At 47.2% G+C, this 18,840-nt stretch carries 18 protein-coding genes; 9 read left to right on the top strand and 9 right to left on the bottom strand.

Features of this window, described 5'->3' with window-relative positions; genetic code table 11:
* The 6 genes from IJ369_RS10900 to IJ369_RS04630 all read right to left on the bottom strand — a co-directional run.
* A partial coding sequence (locus IJ369_RS10900; protein ID WP_290716566.1) for a manganese catalase family protein occupies positions 1-95 on the bottom strand: 95 nt, incomplete at its 3' end.
* Positions 96-380 (bottom strand): spore coat protein CotJB, encoded by a 285-nt coding sequence (locus tag IJ369_RS04650; protein ID WP_290716562.1) that lies wholly within the window; start codon positions 378-380, stop codon positions 96-98. It lies immediately after the preceding gene.
* Positions 380-691, bottom strand: coding sequence for a spore coat associated protein CotJA (locus IJ369_RS04645; protein WP_290716560.1), 312 nt, complete (start codon positions 689-691; stop codon positions 380-382). The genes IJ369_RS04650 and IJ369_RS04645 overlap by 1 nt, the downstream gene beginning before the upstream one ends.
* Before the next feature lie 224 nt (positions 692-915).
* Entirely contained in the window at positions 916-2,304 is a 1,389-nt protein-coding gene (locus IJ369_RS04640) for a sodium-dependent transporter (RefSeq protein ID WP_290716558.1), read from the bottom strand.
* A gap of 478 nt (positions 2,305-2,782) precedes the next feature.
* On the bottom strand, positions 2,783-4,171 hold the full coding sequence (locus tag IJ369_RS04635; protein ID WP_290716555.1) for a sodium-dependent transporter: 1,389 nt from the start codon (positions 4,169-4,171) through the stop codon (positions 2,783-2,785).
* 509 nt (positions 4,172-4,680) lie between these two features.
* Positions 4,681-6,573: an LTA synthase family protein gene (locus IJ369_RS04630; RefSeq protein WP_290716552.1), complete on the bottom strand. Its 1,893-nt coding sequence runs from the start codon at positions 6,571-6,573 to the stop codon at positions 4,681-4,683.
* A gap of 321 nt (positions 6,574-6,894) precedes the next feature.
* On the opposite strand from IJ369_RS04630, the gene IJ369_RS04625 reads away from it, so the two are divergent.
* The 4 genes from IJ369_RS04625 to IJ369_RS04610 are packed head-to-tail and all read left to right on the top strand — an operon-like array spanning position 6,895 to position 10,248.
* Entirely contained in the window at positions 6,895-8,100 is a 1,206-nt protein-coding gene (locus IJ369_RS04625) for an LCP family protein (RefSeq protein WP_290716550.1), read from the top strand.
* 8 nt (positions 8,101-8,108) lie between these two features.
* On the top strand, positions 8,109-9,398 hold the full coding sequence (locus IJ369_RS04620; protein WP_290716548.1) for an LCP family protein: 1,290 nt from the start codon (positions 8,109-8,111) through the stop codon (positions 9,396-9,398).
* 15 nt (positions 9,399-9,413) lie between these two features.
* Positions 9,414-10,043, top strand: coding sequence for a uridine kinase (gene udk / locus IJ369_RS04615; protein ID WP_290716546.1), 630 nt, complete (start codon positions 9,414-9,416; stop codon positions 10,041-10,043).
* Between the two features lie 13 nt (positions 10,044-10,056).
* Positions 10,057-10,248 carry a hypothetical protein gene (locus tag IJ369_RS04610; RefSeq protein ID WP_290716544.1) on the top strand — a complete coding sequence of 64 codons (192 nt, stop codon included), beginning with the start codon at positions 10,057-10,059 and terminating at the stop codon, positions 10,246-10,248.
* 26 nt (positions 10,249-10,274) lie between these two features.
* On the opposite strand, the gene yeiL is transcribed toward IJ369_RS04610, so the two are convergent.
* The 3 genes from yeiL to IJ369_RS04595 form a co-directional block, all read right to left on the bottom strand.
* Positions 10,275-10,949: a transcriptional regulator YeiL gene (yeiL, locus tag IJ369_RS04605; protein WP_290716541.1), complete on the bottom strand. Its 675-nt coding sequence runs from the start codon at positions 10,947-10,949 to the stop codon at positions 10,275-10,277.
* 137 nt (positions 10,950-11,086) lie between these two features.
* Complete coding sequence (locus IJ369_RS04600; RefSeq protein ID WP_290716539.1) at positions 11,087-11,431, bottom strand: type II toxin-antitoxin system PemK/MazF family toxin; 345 nt, start codon at positions 11,429-11,431, stop codon at positions 11,087-11,089.
* A gap of 104 nt (positions 11,432-11,535) precedes the next feature.
* A complete protein-coding gene (locus tag IJ369_RS04595) occupies positions 11,536-12,162 on the bottom strand; it encodes a LolA family protein (RefSeq protein ID WP_290716536.1) in 627 nt (208 codons plus the stop codon).
* Between the two features lie 100 nt (positions 12,163-12,262).
* Between IJ369_RS04595 and IJ369_RS04590 the strand changes: the two genes are divergently transcribed.
* From IJ369_RS04590 to IJ369_RS04570, 5 genes are all read left to right on the top strand, one after another.
* Positions 12,263-13,249 (top strand): nucleoside hydrolase, encoded by a 987-nt coding sequence (locus IJ369_RS04590; protein WP_290716534.1) that lies wholly within the window; start codon positions 12,263-12,265, stop codon positions 13,247-13,249.
* An 86-nt stretch (positions 13,250-13,335) separates the two neighbouring features.
* Positions 13,336-13,476 (top strand): six-cysteine ranthipeptide SCIFF, encoded by a 141-nt coding sequence (gene scfA, locus IJ369_RS04585; RefSeq protein ID WP_016406981.1) that lies wholly within the window; start codon positions 13,336-13,338, stop codon positions 13,474-13,476.
* 81 nt (positions 13,477-13,557) lie between these two features.
* Positions 13,558-14,928 (top strand): thioether cross-link-forming SCIFF peptide maturase, encoded by a 1,371-nt coding sequence (scfB, locus tag IJ369_RS04580; protein WP_290716527.1) that lies wholly within the window; start codon positions 13,558-13,560, stop codon positions 14,926-14,928.
* Positions 14,928-16,277: an Orn/Lys/Arg family decarboxylase gene (locus IJ369_RS04575; RefSeq protein ID WP_290716524.1), complete on the top strand. Its 1,350-nt coding sequence runs from the start codon at positions 14,928-14,930 to the stop codon at positions 16,275-16,277. The genes scfB and IJ369_RS04575 overlap by 1 nt, the downstream gene beginning before the upstream one ends.
* A 180-nt stretch (positions 16,278-16,457) precedes the next feature.
* Entirely contained in the window at positions 16,458-18,824 is a 2,367-nt protein-coding gene (locus IJ369_RS04570; protein WP_290716523.1) for a phosphodiester glycosidase family protein, read from the top strand.
* The last annotated feature ends 16 nt before the right edge of the window (positions 18,825-18,840 follow it).

Raw genomic sequence — 18,840 nt, 5'->3', positions numbered from 1 at the left:
GCACCGCCATATTGTTCGATCATGATTTTTGCCAGTCGAGCATCGGGCTGGGTGATCTTTACAGGAAATTGCAGTTTCTTTTCATAGATCCACATTTATTTACACTCCTTTCCTGCCAGAGAAAAATTAGCGTCTGTCTGCCAAGGCCAGGGATTATCCTTCCACTGCCAATCCTGGGTATTTGCTGCGTAGCTGCGGAAAGAACACAAGGGGCCATAGGCTTCCTCATATTTCATACGAACAGCATCGGCAGCAGTAATGACTTGATTATATGCCTGGATGGCTTCAGTATTGTCGGGGTGGGTATTTAGAAAAAGACCCAGGTCTACAGCGAGAAAATCCAGTTCCATCAATGTTTTTAACAATTCATCACGATCCATTATTTCGCCTCCCTTCTAAAGCGATAGAGATTCCAGCCGGAGCAATAGGGCATTGCCAGATCGGCAAAGGCTGTGCCGCAGACAAGGCTTTGTTCCTGCTCCATAGGGGCTTCGTAGGGCTGGAAAGGTACCATTGCCTGAGCCAGGCCGATTCGTTCAATGACGCAGGTATTGCAGTCCCCCATACTTGTATCAGGGGTGACAGCGGCGGGGCTTGCAGACATGGAGGCCCCAGAGCGTTGCATATTGTTTTTCTGTGCTGCGGGGCATCTGTTGGGATTGCAGACAAAGTTTCTGCACATTTCTTTCATGAAATTTCCTCCTTCGGACATTTTACAATAACCATTCTATGGGAATTGCCGATTATGGTGCAGAGAGAAAAAAGAAAGGCGGCAACATTCATTTGAATGTTGCCGCCTTCTTTTGCCGCGTAATCAAGTGACGTGTGAGAAGGGAAGCCGGGGAGGGTTGGTTTCCCTTCCCCGGTATAACGTCGCTTTATTTTTCAGCCATTTTTATGGCAGGATTCTTTCGATTAGGAAATAGCCATATCGAATACCATACCAGCTACGATGATTGCACCAATCGCGATAGGGTCGAGGAATTTTACGATAACCTTATAAATAGGTGCCAGGCTAAATTTGAATTTGCCATTGGATGTTGCTTCCTGAATGGAGTTTTCGGTGCCCCAAACCCAACCAACAAACAGAGTTGTGAAGAAAGCACCAGCAGGCAGCAGCAGTCTGTCTGTCAGGTATTCCAGGAAGTCGCCAAAGATAGGGAATGTTACGCCGGAACCGGACAGCCAGATACCTTTCAGGTTCATATGAGCCTGAGACAGTGTGTACAGAACACCGACGATGAAGATAATGACAGATGTAACAACCAGAGCTTTCTTTCTTGCCACGCCTTTTTCTTCAACCAGGAATGCGATTGTACCTTCCAGGATGGAAGTAGAAGATGTGATGGCTGCGAAGAACAGCAGGAAGTAGAACAGCATACCGACGAACTGACCACCGGGGATAGCCATAAATACACCAGCCAGAGTAGCAAAACCGAAGCCGCCGCCCATACCAGGAGCGATACCTGTAGCGAATACAGCGGGGATGATCATGAAGCCTGCGAACAGAGCTACCATAGTATCCAGAGTACATACGATCGCTGTGTTGGAAACCAGGTTGTCTTCATTGGACAGGTAGGAAGCGTATGTCATCATTACACCCATACCAAGGGACAGGGAGAAGAATGCCTGACCAAGGGCTGTCAGGATGGCAACGCCATTGATTGTAGAGAAATCTACATGCAGCATGTATGCCAGACCTTCATCAGCACCGGGCAGTGTGCAGGCACGGATCATCAGACCGATCAGCATGATGAACAGCACGGGCATCAGAATGGTAGACATTTTTTCAATACCAGCTGTACCATGGCTGATAATGTATGCTGTCAGGGCCAGGAAGATGAAGGGATAGATGACAGCACCCTGTACAGGGAATGTGCCGTCAGCACCCAGCAGGTTGTTCAGGAAGTAAGCTGTAGGATCAGCCCATACTGTCTGAACGTCTGTGATGTAGGCAACGATATATTTGATTGCCCAGCCGCCAACCTGGCAGTAGTAGCACAGGATGATGAAGCCTGTCAGAACGCCCAGACCACCAACCCAGGACCATTTAGAGTTCAGTTCACGCATCGCACCAACTGCATTTTTGTGCGTTTTACGGCCTACTGTGAATTCGGCCATCATTACTGTTGTACCGATCAGAGCAACGATGATCAGATAAACGATCAGGAATGCGCCGCCGCCGCAGAAATAAGCTTTGCCGGGGAATTTCCAGATGTTACCCAGACCTACAGCAGAACCGGCAGCAGACAGGATGAAACCTAGCTTGGAACCAAATTGACCACGATTTTCAGTTGTAGACATAAGTATACCTCCTTTACAAAAGAACAATTGTGCGGAAACAAGGTTGTTTCCCAGGATAGGGAGAAATGCTCAGAAGTACATACGTAATATGTATGATGATGGCTTCTTTTTCATACATTACAGAACTGTCCCTCCTACAGTTTGTCTGATGTCTGATGGGCCAAATGCCCTGAAAAAGAAGAAAATGTATGTTCTTCCAATTATTTACAGTCTTTTCCTACAGCTAGAATATCTTAAAAACATATAAATATCCATAAAAAAACCGTTAAGATTTAGGGTCGTTTCTCTTAACATAATGGCAAAATATAAAAATCTATTGTATGGTATGAATAAAAAAACAATAAAAAATTGAGATTTTGAGTGAAAAATGCTAAAGATGCGAGCAAAAAAAGAAGATCGGAGGGGGAGCCTCCGATCTTGTGTACAATTTCTTATGCAGAAATATACTTTTCAGTTTCTTTTCAAGAAAAATTTCTGATTAGGAAATAGCCATATCGAACATCATACCAGCGACGATGATCGCACCGATTGCGATGGGGTCGATGATCTTGACAATGAATTTATAGGCAGGAGCCAGACCAAATTTGTATTTGCCATTGGATGTAGCTTCTTCAACGGAGTTATCTGTACCCCAAACCCAGCCTACGAACAGAGTTGTGAAGAATGCGCCCAGAGGCAGCAGCAGTCTGTCTGTCAGGTATTCCAGGAAGTCACCGAAGATAGGGAATGTTACGCCGGAACCGGACAGCCAGATACCTTTCAGGTTCATATAAGCCTGAGACAGTGTGTACAGAACACCAACGATAAAGATGATGATGGATGTACCAACCAGAGCTTTCTTACGTTCAACGCCTTTTTCTTCAACCAGGAATGCGATGGAGCCTTCCAGGATGGAAGTGGAGGATGTGATCGCTGCAAAGAACAGCAGGAAGTAGAACAGCATACCGATCCACTGACCGCCAGGGATTGCCATGAATACGCCTGCCAGAGTAGCGAAACCGAAGCCGCCGCCCATACCGGGAGCAATACCTGTAGCGAATACAGCGGGGATGATCATGAAGCCTGCGAACAGAGCTACGCATGTATCCAGTACGCAAACAATACCTGTATTGGAAACCAGGTTGTCTTCGCGGGACAGGTAGGAAGCGTATGTGATCATAACGCCCATACCAAGGGACAGGGAGAAGAATGCCTGACCCAAAGCAGTCAGAATTGCAACGCCGTCGATTGTGGAGAAGTCAACGTGCAGTAAGTATTTCAGACCTTCATCAGCGCCGGGCAGTGTGCAGGCACGGATCATCAGACCGATCAGCAGAATGAACAGTACGGGCATCAAAATGGTAGACATTTTTTCAATACCAGCTGTACCATGGCTGATAATGTATGCTGTCAGGATCAGGAAGATCAGAGGGTAGATGATAGCACCCTGCAGAGGGAAGGAACCATCAGCACCCAGCAGGTTGTTCACGAAGTAGGCCATAGGATCAGCCCATACTGTATGAACGTCTGTGATGTAGGCAACAACATATTTGATTGCCCAGCCGCCAACCTGACAGTAGTAGCAAAGGATGATGAAGCCTGTCAGAACGCCCAGACCACCAACCCAGGACCATTTGGAATTCAGTTCGCGCAGAGCACCAACTGCGTTTTTGTGTGTTTTACGGCCAACTGTGAACTCGGCCATCATTACTGTAGTACCTACCAGAGCAACGATGATCAGATAAACGATCAGGAAAGCGCCGCCGCCGCAGAAATAAGCCTTGCCGGGGAATTTCCAGATGTTACCCAGACCTACAGCAGAACCAGCCGCAGACAGGATGAAACCTAGCTTGGAACCAAACTCAACACGATTTTCAGTTGTAGACATAAGTATACCTCCTTACATGAAAATAATAATAATGATAGCGATGGATGGGAAATTCCATTCCTCATATGAAATGTTTCGTAACGGGAAACATTTCTGCTGCCGCGATTCCCTCCCTCAAATTTCCTTGTCTGTGAAAAATCAGCCACGGAAATAAAAATCGCGCCAGCGTTTCGTATCAAACATATTTTACCTCATATGTTAAATAATTTCAATAAAAATTTGAAAAAAACAGCCAATTTTTTGTTCATAAGTATGTATTAAAATAAATACAATGTTAAGAAACATCCAAAAAAGATAAAAAACAACGGGATTTTTAGGCTCAATTTTCTATACGAAATGGTAAATTTTAACATGGAATTTATAACATAAATGTAAAAATATGGGAATTTAGAGGTAATTTTTCAAGTAAAAACGAGGGGAACCATGTCTTATGTCTGAGTAATAAAAGTTTATTTTAAAGAAAAAATGCCAGGAATAATTTTCCTGGCATGAAACTTGTTTTTGTAAAGTCAGGACAGCTTTTCGTCGAAAAGCTTGTAATACTGCCAGTTTTTGATAGTTCGAACCATTTCCTGCTGTTCTTCAGAAATGGCTTCTGTATAATTACCTTCTCTGTCAACGTAAATATTTTTTGCACAGACTGGCAGTTCTTTGCGCAATTCATTATTCAGCGCATACAAAGGGGAGCGACAGTCGATCTCTAACAGATCCAGCATGGTAGTACCCAGGAACTGAGAGCTGATCAGTTCGGGAACGTTCATAGCCTCTGCATTGGCTTTGGCATCGCTCATGGCTTTGGCGCTGTCGTTTTGCCAGATGAAAAAGGGCGTTTCATAAACCGCTAGCTGTTCTTCGGGAGTGCCATTGGCATTGATGGGATAATCCAGCAGGTCGAAAAATTCCATACCATTGGAGAAGCCGGGCAGGTGGTCGCCGAAGTAGACCAATACGATGGGTTCTTGGGAATTTTCTGCGTATTCCTTCAAACGGCCGATCTGTTCATCGGCATCGATAACGCCTTGGAAATACTGGGTCAGCAGATCTGTCTGATTTTCATCCAGTTCTACATCGGTGGAGAAATTGGCAGGCAGAGTGCCGTATTTCTTTTCATAGGGGCCATGGTTCTGGATGGTCACAGTGAAGGAGAAAAGAGGGGTATCCTTCTCCTGAATGTGGGTATCCAGTGTTTCAATGATCTTATCCATGGTGACTTCTTCATTGATATAACCGCCGATACCCTGGGTAGCCAGGTCAAAGGAATCCTCCAGGAAATAGCAGGTTTCGAAGCCAAGATCGGGGTAAACATTCTGACGGTTATAGAACCAGGCGTAGCCGGGATGGATGGACAACGTTTCATAGCCCAGCAGACCCAGCTGACGGGGCATGCCGTCAAAATCGCTGTGGATGAAGTTATAGGATGGCAGAGAACTGTCCAGATAGCGGGTCGCACAGCCAGTCAGCACGTCGTATTCCGTATTGGAGGTACCGCCGCCGAAATTTGCTACAGCAATATGGCCGCTGACGGCGTTTTCATCGGCACAGATAGCCTTGAAATTCTGCAGAGGGTCACGATAGCCTGTGAAATCCAGATGTTCATTTTCGCTTAGATCGGAGAAGGCTTCCCCCATGATCATAATGATGTGAGGATATTCTTTCCCTTCGGGGGCAGCCCATTTTACATTTTCTTTTTCTGCGAAATAGGTTGCATCATAGCCTTCGGGCGCTTCCATCTGGGTGATATTGAACTGATGCAGGAAGGAATAGATCATCCCGCGGGTGTTGTACTGATTTACCTGGAAATAGGGGTTATCTACGGTAGGGTAAGCGTCATAGCGAGCCTTATCCGCATACCAGAGCTGGTTAGCACCAAAGGCGCAGACGATGACCAGAATGATACCGACGATGCGAGGCGCAGCAGCCAGCGTCACACTTTTGGATTTTTTGAAGCTCAGCACCAGCAGCACTACAAAAAGGACAAGCATCACGCCGATCAGCACCAGCTGATAGATGGGAAAGGTCTGCAGAATGGCAGCGACCTCTTTTACCAGAGTCAGGTCGGTAGGCAGCAGGGGTTCCTGGCGCATGGAGACCTTGATGCGGTCTGCGATGGCGAAGAAAATGAGGACGACCCCTGTGACGCTGACGGAGAAGAAGAGCTTCTTCGTCAGAAAAAACAGCAGCAGCAACATCAGAAGCACTGGCAGGATATTCAGCAGCAGCATGGTAGGGGCATGCAAAATTTTCCAGCCAACGTGCAAAATTTTTGTTGTTGTGATGAGATAGACCAGGCCGGTGATGACAACGGATGCCACAAGCAGCGCTGCGACAATGCCCTGGGGTGTGGTCAGGAATTTCTTTACCTTATATAAAACAGAAACTTTTTCAGAATCCTGTTCCTTCATATATATGCCTCCTTCGGATGGATTTTGTTCTTACAAATACGGATTATACGAGAATTTGTCGGAAAAGTAAAGAAAGACGGGGGGAGCAAGGCTGGAAAATTAAGAATTTTGTACCTTTTCATGGGGGCGAAATGGTGTATAATAAAATAGGAAAAGCATGAATTTTAAAAGAAATCCGTGCAAAAGGGCAAAAATGGCGAAAAAGTGGAAGGATATCCCATTCTGTTGTTGTCATGGTTTGTCGGATTTGCTATAATTAAAGGGTTGCAAAGAAATAAATATATATTTGAGAAGAAACTCTGAAAAGAGGAGAATAGAATCATGGGTGAAAAAAGAGAATACAGAAGACGCCGCAGACCCTACGATGATATGGATATGGAGCTGCGTCAGCGTCAGGTGCGCCGCAGACAGACCCGCACCCCTTACCCCGAAGAACAGCAGAGGGTAGTGTATGAGGAACAGACCTATATCGACCCCAGAAGAGTGGCCCAGGGCAGAAGGATGTCTCGCCGCAAGGCAGAGCAGAAAAAAAGACGCCGCAGAAGCATCCTGATCGTGATCGCGCTGATTTTGCTGCTGATCGGTGCATACGCTGCTGCGAAGGTTTGGGTCATGATGGATAAATGGGACAGCAAGGCGGAAAATTCCGATTTTGTGGTTTCCACATCTGATCAGGAAAAGGTGGAAGAAATCATTAATGTGGCGATTTTCGGTACCGACGAGGATGGGTTCCGCGCCGATGTCAATATGGTGGCAAGTTTCAATACGAAGACGAAAGATCTGCATTTCATCTCTGTTCCCAGAGATACAAGAGTAACGATGACGGATGATATGATCCAATATCTGGAAGATAATGATGCTTATGTGCCCAACCGCAACGGTGTTTACGGCCAGTGTAAGCTGACAGAGGTACATGCCTATGCGGGCAACGACAACCGCTGCACTTTCTCCGTAACGATGCTGGAAGATCTGCTGGATATCAAGATCGATTACTATGTAAAGGTAGACTTGTCTGCATTCAGAGAGATCGTTGACGCTGTAGGCGGTGTAGATTTCAATGTAGAAGACAGACTGTATTATGTAGACCCTTATCAGGATCTGTATATCGATTTGTATCCCGGCACGCAGCATCTGGATGGGGAAAAGGCGGAACAGCTGGTTCGTTTCCGTGAAGGCTATGCCCAGAAAGACCTGAAACGTATCGAGGTGCAGCAGCAGTTTATCCAGGCGCTGATCGAAAAAGTATGCAGCTCTGAGACGTTGATGAACAATCTGGATGATCTGGTGAAAGTTGCGCTGGATTGCACAGAAAGTAATATTTCTGTATCGGAAGCGCTGAAATATGTAAAATATGTAAAAGACCTTGACCCTGCGAAGATCACCAGCGATACGGTGCCCGGGGAAGGCGGTTCTTATTACGATATCGATGAAGAAGGGCTCAAAGAGCTGATCGACTGGCGCATCCATGGGATCGAACCTGTAGAAGATGTGCAGATGAACGATGATGAATTGACGACGAATGAGTGAGGGATCCGATGAGTAGAAGAAGAAATCCGAAAAAAAGAAAACCATTCAATCCGGTAAAGACATTTTTAAAGATCGTATGTTCCATCGTGATGGTATTTGTGATCCTGGCGGGGGGCGCATGCTTCGCTTACTATAAAGTGACAGGTAATATGCCCTTCTCTAACATGGGTATCACGACAGATGCGGCAGATATGAATATTCTGGATGCCCTGTTGGGTAAGAATATCAAAATGAACGTGGCGGTATTCGGGGTGGATGCGGACGAAACCAGAACGGACGTCATGTTTGTCGTTCATTACGACAGCGCCCAGGAAAGCCTGAGCCTGGTTTCCGTTCCCAGAGATACCCGTGTCAATGTATGTGACGAGGTGGAAGATTTGCTGGGAGGCAGCTATGGCGTAACGAAGATCAACGCAGTGCATGCCTTCGGCGGCAAGGAAAATGGCCCTGAAGCAGCGATGCTGCAGCTGGAAGATCTGCTGGGTATCAAGATCGACCATTATGTAAAGATAAACTTTGAAGCGCTGGTTGAAATCGTAGATGCGGTCGGCGGCGTAGAAGTGGATGTTCCCCAGGATATGCACTGGGATATGAGCGACACAGGGGATATCACCATCAACCTGAAAAAAGGTCTGCAGACGCTGGATGGCAACAAAGCCCTGCAGTTGGTGCGTTTCCGCCGTTATGCCGATGGCGACGTGGGCCGTATTCAGGTGCAGCAGCTGTTTCTGAGAGCGCTGGCCGAAAAGGTGCTGAGCACAGAAAGCATCGTAAAGAACCTGGGCGACTATATCGAGGTTATGTATAAATATGTAAAAACAGATATCAGCCTGTCTGATGCGTTGAAATATGCAAATTATATTACGAAGATAGATATGGACAAGCTTTCCATGGAGACTCTGCCCGGTGCGGGCCAGTATGTGGGCGGTGTATCCTACTTTATCCATGACCCTGCTGCAACGACGGAAATGGTAGACCGCATTTTCTACAATGTGGCACCGGAAGTGAATGAAGACGGCACCATCGACAGCAAGAGCCTGAAGATCGAGGTTTCCAACGGCGGCGAAGTTGCCGGTCTGGCGGGCAGATTCACAGAACTTTTGAAAGGCGAAGGATTTACCCTGACAGAACCTACCACATATCACGGAGAACAGGTGAATTACACCCGTATCCAGGTGAAAACCGAAGGCGCTGGTGAAGACCTGGTGAAATATTTCGACAATGCAAAAGTGGAACTGGCATCCGATGAAGTGGGCAGCGCAGATATCCGCATCATCCTTGGTACAAACGAATCCTGATAAGGAGGAAACGGTATGAAAGATATTATGATCATTGGCATTGCAGGGGGAACAGGCAACGGCAAAACGACCCTGACCAATCGCCTGAAGGAACGCTTTGGCGATGACGTGACTGTGATCTATCACGATAACTACTACAAGCGCCACGATGAAATGACATACGAAGAGCGTTGTCTTTTGAACTATGACCATCCCGATGCCTTCGACACAGACCTGATGATCGAGCATATCCAGGCGCTGAAGGAGGGCAAAAGCATCGAATGTCCTGTGTATGATTTTACGGTGCATAATCGTTCCGATGAAATGATGATCGTGAACCCTACAAAGGTCATCATCGTAGAGGGCATCCTGATCTTCCAGAATGAATTCCTGAGAAATCAGATGGATATCAAGATCTTTGTGGATACCGATGCGGACGTGCGTATTCTGAGACGTATTCTGAGAGACGTTGAGGAAAGAGGCAGAAGTCTGGAATCTGTGGTAAATCAGTATTTGACAACGGTAAAACCCATGCATGAGCAGTTCGTAGAGCCCAGCAAACGGGCGGCAGACCTGATCGTGCTGGAAGGTGGACAGAATGTGGTGGCTTTGGATATCCTGATCCAGAGAGTACATAACCATGTCCATGGTTTGACTTGCAAATGATAGGAGAAATGATATGAATTTAGCTGAACTTTTTATCCGTGCGGTAAAATCCGGCTGTATCTGCAGCATTTTTTACCACGGTTTCATGCTCATCACCGGAACGGCGGTAAATTTGAAGCAGGTAGTGGTTTTTACAGTCGTATTTATCCTGCTGTATTTCCTGTGGCTGGTGCTGGTGAGCAGCGGCAAGACCAGAAGAAAATAAGATAGAAACAGAAAAAGCCTTGAACATTATGTTCGAGGCTTTCTTTTTATGCTCGTTTCTTTTTCCGGCGGGCGTATCTCATCTTCCAATGCCTGTAAAGCGGGAATATTTTTTAAAATATAGCCTTGGGGTGTTTTTTTAATATATCCCTTTTTCCCGAAATCCGCCAGCACATAGAGGAAATGGCGATAGGTCACCCCCAGATATTCTGCCGCTTCCGTGTGTTTTTCCCGATAAACGCCATCCCGGGCGGCCATCAGCAGAAAGGCGGCAAGGCGGTTTTCCAGAGGATAGGCAAGGCTTTGGGAATAATGGGAGACCGTTTCGAAGCTTTTTTCGGAAAGGTAGAGGCAGAGATGGCGCAGGAATTTGACATCTTCCAGCAATTGTTTTCCGCACTTGGTGGTGTCGATGACAAAGCAGGTGCAGGTGGAGATGGCAGTGGCGCCGCGGGCGGGCATGCTGGGATTCAGCAGCTCCATTTCCCCCAGAAAGAAGGGGGCTTCGCTGAAACGGATAAGGGAGACCTTGCCGTTGGCATGGGTCGTATGGGATTTGATACGGCCTTTGGCAACGTAGAATAAATGGTGAAGATATTCCCCTTCCTGAATGAGGACTTCTCCGGGTTCGAAGGTCTTCTTGGTGAGATAAGGGCGGATATCAAAGGAAAAACAAGCCAGCAGGTCGTCCAGTTCTTTCATAGCCATCCTCCTTTCAAATCGGTGTGAGATTTCTCATATTATTTTACACTGAAACCTGTTATGATAGCAATAGAAAAAGAGACACATCCAATAAGAGAGTGATTCATGGTTCCCGCTCCTATGGACGTAGTCTCTTTTTATTTTAATCCCAGGCTGATGATAAGGCTTTGATCGACCCTTCGCATCATGGCATCATCCAGATGGCAGAGTTTCTCCTTCAGCCGCTGTTTATCTATCGTTCGAATCTGCTCTAAAAGAACAACAGAATCCTTCGGCAGGGCATAGACAGCGGAGGAAAGGGCGATATGGGTCGGCAGTTTTGCCTTATTCATTTGGGATGTGATGGCGGCACAGATGACGGTGGGGCTATGCTTATTGCCCACGTCATTCTGCACGATGAGGACAGGACGGATACCGCCCTGCTCGCTGCCCACTACGGGGCTCAGGTCTGCAAAATAAATATCTCCTCGTCTGACGATCATGTTCTCACACTCCGCTGTTTGGATTGGTCAGCGGCGGAAGAAATATGTAGGATTTGAAAAACTTCCCTGCTGACTGTTCTCAGTATGGACAGAAACAGGGCGGTTTATTCCTCTATGGTGAAAAGGGCTTCATCGAACTGAGGATTGAATTCGAATTCGTGATAATCCATACAGTAGCGTTGGTTTCCTTCTGCATCGTAAATGACGAAGCGGACGGGCAGCTGTGTTTCCCGGTCTACCCAAAGCTTTTCTGTGGAAACGGCAGCGTCATTGCCGGGGATGACAGCTTCCAGAACAATACATTTGGATTCATCCAGAGCAGCGGTCTCCACGCTGACCCCTTCGGATTGCATGTAGTTGGAGACGAATTGGCCTAAGAACAATTCATTTCTGTGCTGGGATTCGGGTACGTCCTTGATGATACTGCTGTCCAGTTTGGGATTGTACTGGCAGATGCGTTCCCCGTCGAAAACGGTGTAATTGCCGGCTACATTTTCGGGTGCGGTCAGCTCCAGTCGGTATTCGCCGGTAGATTTGTAAAATTGTTTGGTTTCATAGGTCTGCTCGCCCTTGTGGGAAGAACGGGTCAGGGTGGCGGTGCAGGCATAGCCCTCCATTTCTGCCAGCTGCTTCTGGATGGATTCCAGTTCTGTCATAGGTTCTTCCCGATTGCAGGCGGCAATGGTGAAAAGCAGACCAAAGGATAAGAAAAGTGAGAGGATTCGCTTCATAAAATCCCTCCTGAAAGTTGAGTTATTTCAATCTATGAAAATGGACGAAAAAGTAGTATGATGATTTTAACAGGAACTAGAAAAAGAAAGGATGAACGATATGAGCGATAAAATCAAAATCATTCTCGATGTAGATACAGGTACGGATGATGCCGTTGCTATTATGATGGCTTATCTGGAAGAAAAAATCGACCTGCTGGCGGTTTGTACTGTTGTGGGCAATAAGCCCCTGGAAAATACCACAGAAAACACCCTGCGTGTGAAAGACCTGCTGAAAGCGGATTTCCCTGTGTATAAGGGCTGTGGCGAAGCCATGGTATGCAACCTGAACCCCAACAGACATGGCGGTTTCAAAGGCGTGCGCACAAAAGTGGGCGATATGAAGGAAGACGTGAGCATGCACACAGAATATCTGGATATCCCTGCTTCCACAAGCAAGGTGGAAAAGGAACATGCAGTGTTCTATTATATTGACACGCTGATGAAGAGCGACGGTGATATCACACTGGTGCCTGTTGGCCCTCTGACAAACCTGGCTATGGCAATGCGTATCCAGCCTGAGATCTGCGGCAAGATCAAAGAAATCGTGATGATGGGCGGTGGCTGCCGCAGAACAAACAGCACACCCGCATCCGAATTCAACATCTGGCACGACCCCGAAGCGGCACAGATCGTCATGGACAGCGGCGTTCCTATCCGCATGGTGCCTCTGGATGCCACACATAACGCTTGTGTCAGCACAGATGATACAAAAGAATTCAGAGCCATGGGCAACCCTGTAGGCGATGCCGTGGCAGATTTTACAGACCACAGAATCATGGCATACAGCCAGCTGCAGCCCATGGAACGCATCGATTCTGCCCCTGTACATGATGCATTGGCGGTTTGCGCCGTGGCGTATCCTGAAGCGCTGAAAGACCTGCTCTTTACAAGAGTGGATATTGATTTCAGCGGCGGCTTTGCGGACGGGCAGACCATCGTTGACCCCAGAGCCTTTGTGGATAAACCCAGAAACTGCCATTTTGCCTTTGATGCGGACAGGGAGTTCTTCGTGCAGTGGATGAAGGATCTTGCCAGAAAGGTTTAACTTGATTATTTTAAACTGTTGGGGTATAATGGGAAAGAACTTATTATTCAACAAAAAACCATTAACTTTTAGGGGAGGTAAATGATATGAGCAGAATCAAAACTATCGCAACTCGCGACCTGAACAAATCCGTACAGAACGGTGGCTGCGGCGAATGCCAGACATCTTGCCAGTCCGCTTGCAAAACATCTTGTGGCGTAGCTAACCAGCCTTGCGAAAAACAGTAATCGCAAATTAAAATGAGAAAACCTAAAAAGGGCTGTGGGAAAACAGCCCTTTTTTCGTGCATAGATAAGAGGTAAATAGAAATGGTACATCAATATAAACTGAATGGTTACAACATCGTGCTGGATACCTGCAGCGGTTCCATCCACAGCGTGGACGATCTGGCCTATGATGTGATTTCCATGATTCGAGAAAATACACAGGGCGATATCATCGATGCCATGCTGAAAAAATACGACGACGTGACAGCGGAAGATGTGCAGGAATGCATCGATGACGTTGTGGCGTTGAGAAGAGCGGGCAAACTGTGGACACCTGATACATACGAAGGCCTTGCTTTTGATTTCAAGGCGAGAAATACTGTCATCAAGGCCCTGTGCCTGCATGTAGCGCATACCTGCAACCTGAACTGCTCCTACTGCTTTGCCAGCCAGGGCAAATATCAGGGCGAACGCGCGCTGATGAGCTTTGAAGTGGGTAAAAGAGCCATCGATTTCCTGATCGAAAATTCCGGCACAAGAAGAAATCTGGAAGTAGACTTCTTTGGTGGCGAACCCCTGATGAACTGGGATGTAGTAAAACAGGTGGTGGAATACGCAAGAGAGCAGGAAAAAATTCATAACAAAAACTTCCGTTTTACACTGACAACGAATGGTATGCTGATCGATGATGAGGTCATCGAATATTCCAACAAGGAAATGCACAACGTGGTACTGTCTCTGGATGGCAGAAAAGAAGTCCATGATCACCTGCGTGTGGATTATGCAGGCAAGGGCAGCTATGATACCATCGTGCCTAAATTCCAGGAATTCGTGAAAAAACGCGGCGACAAGAACTACTACATGCGCGGTACATTCACACACAACAACGTGGACTTTACAAAAGACCTGTTCCACATGGCAGATCTGGGCTTTACAGAACTGAGCATGGAACCCGTTGTTTGCGACCCTGCAGACCCTTATGCCCTGACAGAAGAGGACAAACCCATCCTGTTTGAACAGTATGAAATTCTGGCGAAGGAAATGCTACAGAGAAAACGTGACGGCAAGCCCATCACTTTCTACCACTATATGCTGGATCTGGAACATGGCCCTTGCATCTATAAGAGAATTTCCGGCTGCGGCAGCGGTACAGAATACATGGCGGTTACCCCCTGGGGGGAACTGTACCCCTGCCATCAGTTCGTTGGCGATGAAAAATATAGCATGGGCGATATCTGGAAAGGCGTGACAAATCACGAAGTACAGAATGAATTCAAATGCTGTAATGCTTACGCCAGAGAAGGCTGTAACGATTGCTGGGCAAAACTGTATTGCTCCGGCGGCTGTGCGGCAAACGCTTACCATGCAACAGGCAGCATCACAGGCATCTATGAATATGGCTGTGATCTGTTCAAGAAGAGAATTGAATGCGCTATTATGATGAAAGTAGCGGAAGCTGAGGAAGGCTTATAATGAAAACACCTATTTGCGATTTTGTGAATAGCTATGCGAAAAAGGACACGGCCCGTCTCCATATGCCGGGACACAAGGGCGTGTCCTTTTTGGGCTGCGAAAAAATGGATATCACGGAAATCAGAGGGGCCGATGAACTTTATGATGCGGAAGGCATCATTGCGGAAAGCGAAGCCAATGCAGGGAAACTGTTTGAGTTTGGCAAGACGATTTATGGGACAGAAGGTTCTTCCCAGTGCATCCGTGCTATGCTGTTTTTAGCATTGCAGGGGGCAGAACGAACAGGCGAAAGACCTGTCGTTCTGGCGGCAAGAAATGCCCACAAGGCGTTCCTCTACAGCTGTGCGTTGATGGACTTGGATGTGGAATGGCTAATGCCGGAAGAAGGGGAGAGAAGTTCCCTCTGCACCTGCCCCATCACGGCGGAACAGGTGGGAGAAAAACTGGCAGAAATGAAACAGAAGCCTTTTGCGGTTTATATCACTGCGCCCGATTATCTGGGATATTCCCCCGATATCAAGGCTTTGGCTGCAGTCTGCAAAGAAGCGGGCATCCCTCTGCTGGTGGATAACGCCCACGGGGCATATCTGAAATTTTTGCAGCCCTCCAAACACCCGATAGACTTAGGGGCGGCCATGAGCTGCGACTCTGCCCATAAGACCCTGCCTGTGCTGACGGGCGGTGCCTATCTGCAGTTGTCCGAAGAATGGGCAGAAAAGGTAGGCCATCAGGCGAAAAAAGCCATGGAGATTTTTGGCTCTACTAGTCCTTCTTATTTAATTATGCAGTCTCTGGATAAATGCAACGAATATCTGGCGGACGGCTATCCCGAAAAACTGGCGGCGACCATCGAAAAAGTGGCGGCAGTGAAAACATTCCTGCAAAAACAGGGGTGGGAAATCATGGACGGCGACCCTTTGAAACTGACCATTTTCACAGGCAAAATGGGCTATACAGGGGAAGAAGTTGCCGAAATGCTGCGGAAAAATGACGTAGAATGTGAATTTGCCGATCTGGACGCAGTGGTACTGATGGCAACACCGGAAAACAGAGACAGAGATTTTGAAAAAATCCTTTCTGCATTGAGCAGCCTGCAGGCAAAAGAAGAAATCACGGCAGTGCAGATGCCGTTGATCCTGCCGAAGCAGAGAATGAAAATCAGAGAAGCTATGTTCAGCCAATGGGAAGAAGTAGCGATCGAAGATGCCGTAGGGCGCATCTGTGCCAGTCCCTGCGTTTCCTGCCCGCCTGCCATTCCCATTGCGGCCAGCGGGGAAGAGATCACAGGGGAAATGGTGGAACTTTTTAATGCCTATGGCATTGAAAAAATCGAAGTAGTGAAAGAATGATTTTGTGGACACGAGGTTTCGTGTCCCTTTTTAATTTTTACAGTTTTCTTAAATTTTTCTGAAAATGAACAAAAGTGCAGTCTTTTATGTTATGATGATTTACATAATTAGAAAATTCGTGGAACTTTTGGAGAAGAGTTCCGTCTGAATAAAAAGGTATTTTGATAAGGAGATGAGGGAATGAACAGAAACAAAAAGCTGGCGAAGCGGGCCATGGGGATGGCTCTGGCGGCGATGATGCTGCTTTCTCCCCTGAGTTATTTCGGGGAGGAAACAGCCTATGCGGCAACGACTTATTATGACCAGAAAACAGAAAAAACAGTGACCCGTGGGGTGACATACGAAAAAAGCAGCCGTATGACGGACGCAGGTATCCAGAATATCCATGTGCTGAAGGTCGACCTGACGGAAAGCACACTGGAAATCAAGGAAGTGGAAACCACAGGGGATTATGGTCTGAAAGAAACAGTAAAGAAACTGCTGACCGACAATGGCGCTGTGGCAGGGGTAAACTCTGACTTCTTCGGCTTGAGCGGTTCCTATTCCGCGGCATTCGGCCCTATCGTCCGTGATGGCGAAGTGATTTCCGCGGGGACGAGTCTGAATAAGAGTGAAGGGCAGTATGCGGCCTTCTTCATGGATGAGGACGGCAACCCCTTCTTCGATTATTTCACCATGACAGCCAAATTCGGCAATGAGAAAAAGATGATCGAACTGGCATCCCTGAATAAAGTAACTTCCATGGTATTCCCTATTTATCTGGACAGAAATGCCATGAAGGATACATCCAGCCTGGATAAACGTTTCGAAAATCTGGTGAAATTCGTAGTGGAAGATGATGAAATTACATACGTTTCTCAGAAGGGTGAAACCGTAACCGTACCCGAAGATGGCTATCTGATCGTGATGAGCGGCGATTATCGCACCAATGCGGCATACATGTTTGAAGCAGGGGACAAAATCACACTGGATATCACTTCTTCCGTTGACTTAGACGAAATTGAAACATCCTTTGGCGGCGGCGGCAAACTGCTGGTGGATGGCAAGATCACTACAGTGAACTCCATCGTTGCCGCAGGCAGACAGCCCAGAACGGCTTTTGGTGTTTCCAAGGACGGTAACACAGCTATTTTCATGGTCGTTGACGGCAGAGGCGACAGCATCGGCGCAACCCACTGGGAAATGGGCCTTCTGATGCAGGAATACGGTGCCTATGAAGCTATGCATCTGGACGGCGGCGGCTCCTCTACGATGGTCGCAAAGACTACAGAAAATTCTTCTTTGACCGTACAGAATGAAGTTTCCGAAGGCTCCGAAAGAAAAGTCATCAACGCTGTCGGCATTTTCCAGAATGCAAAGAAAGGCAAAGTGGAACAGATTGCTATTCAGCCTTCCATGACAAGAACTTTAGCAGGGAAAGAGATCGCCTTTACTGTATATGGGCTGGATAAATACTACAATCGTATCGAAATTCCTGCCAGCGCAGTGAAAATGGAAGCCATTGGCGTAAAAGGTACATGGAATGGCTATGTATTCACCCCCAGCACCAGCGGCACATTTGCGGTGACAGCAATGTATGACGATATGGTGGCATATCAGACCAGCGTTGTCAGCGGCAAGGTGGCAAGACTGAAACCCACCAGCGACAGCATCAAGCTGACAAAGGCGGGCGAAACAGCAACGATCGCCATGAATGCCTATGACCAGGATGGCTTCTCCTACTGGGCATCTACCAGCACGAAATATACTGTGGGGGATTCCAGCATCGGCTCTGTTTCCGGCAATGTTTTCACAGCGAAAAAAGAAGGTTCTACCTACATCAAGTGTGAAAAAGATGGTGTAGTTGCTTATATCACAGTAACTGTCGGCAATACTACAGCGGTGAAAGCACCCACAGCCACAGCGGCAAAGGATGTGCTGAACCAGACAGTGACAAAGAAAAATGACGGCGCATATTACTTCAACGTAGCGGGCAAGATCGCTTACACAGGAGAGAAAGAAATTACAGCTGAAACATACAACAGCGCAAGAAGCAAGGTGAAATCCTATGTGGATGCCAATGCCAGCGTTGCCATCTACGGCGGTGCAAATGATATCCAGTCTGCGAAGAAGCTGGATTCCCTCAGCTGGACAGGCGGCTATCGTTTCCTGAACAGGGGCGGCGTGAGCCTGGCGATGATCTCTGCGGCAAAGGGCGGCATCACAGCTACAGACCCTACCCAGTGGGCAAGCTTCACAAGGGATATTGAGAATGCAGGTAACGATACCATCGTTCTGGTGATGGATAAAACACCTTCCGATTTTACATCTGCGGCGGAAACAAGCTATTTCCGCGCGATTCTGAATAAATATGTGGAACAGGGGAAAAAGGTCTTTGTCATCTCCTGCTACAACACAAGCTATTGGGTTTCCACAAAGGATGGCGTACGTTATATCAACCTGCCAAACCTTTGGAAGGCAGACGGCACAGTAAACCAGAATTACACCATGCTGCGTTTCCGCGTGAAGGATGGAAATGTGGCTTACGAAGCAGTCAATATCAAATAAAAAATTAAGGGAATTT

This window comes from Anaerotignum sp., from assembly GCF_017483025.1.
GTDB lineage: Bacteria > Bacillota > Clostridia > Lachnospirales > Anaerotignaceae > Anaerotignum_A.
This window is presented reverse-complemented; position numbering and strand designations above follow the sequence as displayed.